Genomic DNA, 4,362 nt, shown 5'->3' on the forward strand with positions numbered 1-4,362 from the left:
GAATCTGCGTTTTACCCCCGCTTCTGCTGGCGCCATTACGCCGCCCATCCCTGGCTCCTTTACGCCGCCCGTTGACACCCCCATCGTCGTTTCACCCAGGGACCGCAAGCTGATGAACGTCATCGGCAGCTCGCTTTCCATCCATGCTGATCTCTCATCCGTCGCCCCAGGCGACTTGCACGACTTGGTAGTCGACGAGCTCGGCCGCATGTACGTTGGAGACTTCGGCTACGATCTCTTTGGTGACCAACCAAAGGCTCTGACCGATCTGCATGTGGTGGTGCCCGATGGTTCGATGCGTGCCGTTGCACGCGCGCTCGATTTCTCGAACGGAGCGGTTCTGACCAACGACAGTCGCACGCTCGTCATCGCTGAGACATGGTCTTGTCGATGCAAGGCATTCGAACGCAATATCGACGGCAACCTGCCCGGGCAACGTTCATATGCAGATGTCGGGGACCGGATGCTGGATGGAATCTGCGTCGATCCAGGTTGACGTTCCGTCGGCAACCTTCTCTTGAGTTCCAGTAAGCATCCGGAAGGAAATGCGATCGCGGGATAGCTTGAGTGATCAGGAGGCAGCGAAAAGGCGCTGCCTCATTCCTCACGAACATACGGAATGCGTTTCGAAACCGACAATGCCGTCAAATTCACGTCAAGCAGACGGGCAGGCCAGCTCATTCGTCGACGTGCGTCGATAAGGAGAGTTCCCGCCACGTATCAAGTTCGGCGGCGATGGACTGAATGTCGTCGCGAATGAGCTCGACGCTGTCGATGCCGAGCGGCAAACGAAGCGGTGGACTTGCAGCATCGACCAGCTTGCACAGCGCAGGGCCAAATTTCTCGGGATCGCTCTGCTGACGCCCATGACGCTGATCAACGTAGTTTGCAATCATCCTGTTCGTTTCCGCGTAATCACCATCCTCGGTCGTCGCGCAAACCAGTGACGGTCCGGCAAAGTCGCTACGGAAGCCGCCGGGCTCGATGATCGTGACGTGGATACCCAGATGCTTGACCTCTTGGGCAAGTGCTTCCGAATATCCCTCAACTGCAAATTTCGACGCGCTGTAAAAGGAAAAACCTGGCGATGCCTTGAACCCCGCCTTGGAAGACAGGTTGATGATATGACCACTCCGCTGACGCCGCATGATCGGCAGAACCGCGCGCGTCATCTCCACCAGCCCGAAAAAGTTGACTTCGAACATGGGGCGGTACTTGTCGGCCGATGTCGCTTCAGCCACCGCAAGAAGGCCGTAGCCTGCATTGTTGACGAGCACGTCGATGCCGCCGAATTCGCGCTCTGCCTGCGCGACAACCGCGTCGAAGCGCCCATGGTCCCGCGCGTCGAGATGGAATGCGCGAAACGTTTCGGGGTATTGCTCGGACAGCTTGTGGCGACCGTCAGCCGCAAGCACGGTCACGATTACTCGATCGCCGCGCTCGAGCGCCGTCCTTGCCGTGAAGTAACCAAGACCTTTGTCCGCACCAGTGATCAGCCAGGTCCGAGGTGATTTGTTGCCCATTGTACGTCCTCCGTGATTTCATCCGAGATGCAGCAGAATCCATGCCAAAACTCACGGGCAGACGGAGCAGCGCTCGTACGATAATCCTGAAGTAAATTGTGTGCGCAGAAAAGACATCGTGTGCTGGCTTGTTCGTGATGGCGACATGCTTCGGCCTATTTCCTCACACAATGGCATTTGGCCATGACGAAGACGAACTTATCAGAGAGCGTTCACGCCATTCCGACACAAACACTACCGCATACTATGACGGCCCACACTATGTACGGATTTAATGAGGGGCTACTGGTCGACTTTCTCGATTGTCACAGTCAAGGTACAGTGCTCCTTCAACGCCTCGACACCCGAATCGAGCTTCCCTAATCGAACAAGGCCGGTCGCATAACTGTAGTCCCGATAGAAAATCGCGAGATTTCCCCACGGCGAATAGTAGGCAACATCGCCTGCCGACGGCTTGAACCCGGCAGGCGCGCCCTGAGTGGACAACCGTTTTGGCAGATCACCGATCTTCTCGGTCGACGCATAGTCGTCCAATTGCAATGTCAACGGTAACAGCGAAGCGAAATCTCTCGATGCGGTACTGTCGTCGAGGGTGACTGTTATCGCTGGGCCCCCTTCCAAATTGATTCGTATTTGCATGTCGTTCGATTGCGCGTTCAGTAACGTAGAATAAATGCTACTCCCTCAAGCCGGACCGCAGAGGCCGTGAGTGCACGGATAGTTCCGTGCAGAGCAATTTGGTTCGATAGCGCTAAAACGGCCCGGCCATCAAGCAATCATCCCCCTGCATGCAGGGGACGTCGAACCGCTGCGACTCGAGCATGAAGGTTTCTATCAACTGATGAGGAAGACTCACGACCACCCTTGAATGATGTTCACGAATCTTCCTCTTCGGTGCCTACGGCATGCACCGGCATCAATCAGGCGTGAGGGCTGACGGGAACGCCGGTGAACTGCTCGTAGATTTTAACGACGGCAACGCCATCTTCATTGCCCATCCCCGCAGCACGCGCCATCTGGTACACCTGTTGAGCGGTGTTGGCCATGAACATCGGCATCTTGAGGGCCTTGGCCAAGGACGTCTGCAACTCGATGTCCTTGTACGTGATATCCATTCGGATACCTTCGAATTCACGCGCGAGAATACGCGGCGCGGAGTACTGGAATGCAACGCTGTTGCCAGTCGTGTTGCTAATCACCTCGACCATTTGTTGTGGATCCAGGCCTATCTTCGCACCAAGCGCGAGAGCCTCGGCGATGAGCACGCGGTTGACCTGGAACAGCATGTTGTTCACGAGCTTCATGGCAATGCCGTTGCCGACATCACCGAGATGAAGAATCTGTGACGTCATCGCCTCGAGAACCGGACGCGCTTTCTCAAGTGCTTCCGTCTCTCCACCCACATATGCCTTCAGCGTTCCTTCCTTTGCGCCCTTTTCCATCCCGGTGACCGGCGAGTCGATGATATCGACGCCCTTTCCTGCCAACACACCTTGCATCTTCCGTAATGCCATCGGATCGATGGTGCTCATGCTGATAACAACGTCCCCCGCCTGTCCCGCTGCGATGAATCCGCCGGAACCAATGATTACTTCCTCGGCCTGCGCTGTCGTGTCGACCATCGAAATCACGATTCGGGCTTGGCGGGAGACATCAGCGGGACCGTCAGCGGGTTGGGCGCCCAGCGCGACCAGACGATCGACTTTCTGCTTGTCGATGTCATAGACCACGAGTTTGTGGCCCTTTTTAAGAATATTCTCGGCCATCGGGCCGCCCATCATCCCAAGACCCACAAATCCGACCGTGTTTTCTCTGGATTGGCTGTTCATGTCGTTTCCTGATATTTCCGTGATTGCCTAGACCGCTCGATCTGCTCGAAATGGCATAAGAAACGTCATCTGCAAGCCGCGTGTTCGCGGACCCACGTGCGTTCACAGTGCAAGATAGGGAGATCGAGTCGGTACCTGGAATGGCTGCTGCGATGCAGTTCCAGCTTCAGTTACGCAAGGAGCATGCCACGCATTGGATGCGCGAAAATCAAGAAAAAGTACGGGGCCGGCAGGACGCGGAGGTAGGCGAGTTCGGCCAGCTCGCCCGCTACTGTCAGTTGCTCAATCCGATTTGTGCGAGCCTTTTGTAGAGGTACGAACGTGAAATTCCAAGACTCGAGGCCACACGCTTCTTGTTGCCGTTGTACTGTGTCATCGCCTTACGAATCAGCTGCTCCTCAACCTGCTCGACCGCGCTGCTCACGCTCATGGATCCGGATTGCGGACGAGACGCCAGCTGCGGCGATTGATCGGAGAATTCCCGCACGACAGCGGACGCCGCAGTATTCAGCTGCGCCGAGTCGATCACGCCAAAGTCGGATACATCGATGACGTCGGAATCACAGAAAATTGCAGCGCGCTCGACAGTATGCATCATCTGTCGCACGTTGCCGGGCCATGATTGTCCTTGCAGATAGAGCAACGCATGATCCGAAAGGCGCTTTGGCCGCTGGCCGTGCCGTTCTGCAAATTGGTGGAGCGCCAGGTCGGCAAGCAGCGGGATGTCGTCGAGGCGTTCGCGCAGCGCAGGCAGACGAATAACGACGGCTCCAATCCGGTAAAAGAGGTCAAGGCGGAATGTACCGTCCGCGATCATCGCTTCGAAGTTCCGGTTGCTTGCGCTGATCAGCCGAAAGTTCGACTGCCGGGCCTCGGTACCGCCAACACGCTGGAAGGATCCGTCTTGCAGTACACGCAAGAGTTTGACCTGAACTGTATTAGCCGGGACTTGATCTGACAGGTAGTCGGGCCGACAAAGAACAAGTCGTCAATGGGGGATGAGTTTCTCC

5 protein-coding genes are annotated in these 4,362 nt (G+C 56.4%); 1 reads left to right on the forward strand and 4 read right to left on the reverse strand.

Features of this window, described 5'->3' with window-relative positions; translation table 11 throughout:
- Positions 1-496, forward strand: a 496-nt coding sequence (locus DIE23_RS38600; protein WP_148093492.1) for an SMP-30/gluconolactonase/LRE family protein, incomplete at its 5' end; no start/stop codon positions are given.
- Positions 497-677: 181 nt separating this feature from the next.
- Here the strand turns inward: DIE23_RS38600 and DIE23_RS38605 are convergent.
- From DIE23_RS38605 to DIE23_RS38620, 4 genes are all read right to left on the reverse strand, one after another.
- Positions 678-1,523 carry an oxidoreductase gene (locus DIE23_RS38605; protein WP_124618108.1) on the reverse strand — a complete coding sequence of 282 codons (846 nt, stop codon included), beginning with the start codon at positions 1,521-1,523 and terminating at the stop codon, positions 678-680.
- Between the two features lie 282 nt (positions 1,524-1,805).
- Positions 1,806-2,162 (reverse strand): cyclophilin-like fold protein, encoded by a 357-nt coding sequence (locus DIE23_RS38610; RefSeq protein WP_124618110.1) that lies wholly within the window; start codon positions 2,160-2,162, stop codon positions 1,806-1,808.
- A 281-nt stretch (positions 2,163-2,443) separates the two neighbouring features.
- A complete protein-coding gene (locus DIE23_RS38615; RefSeq protein WP_124618112.1) occupies positions 2,444-3,352 on the reverse strand; it encodes an NAD(P)-dependent oxidoreductase in 909 nt (302 codons plus the stop codon).
- A gap of 274 nt (positions 3,353-3,626) precedes the next feature.
- The gene (locus DIE23_RS38620) at positions 3,627-4,313 is read right to left on the reverse strand and encodes a sigma 54-interacting transcriptional regulator (protein ID WP_124618114.1); all 687 of its coding nucleotides are present in this window, start codon (positions 4,311-4,313) and stop codon (positions 3,627-3,629) included.
- Between the last annotated feature and the right edge of the window lie 49 nt (positions 4,314-4,362).

This window comes from Burkholderia sp. Bp9143 (assembly GCF_003853645.1).
In the GTDB taxonomy this organism is placed as follows: Bacteria; Pseudomonadota; Gammaproteobacteria; order Burkholderiales; family Burkholderiaceae; genus Burkholderia.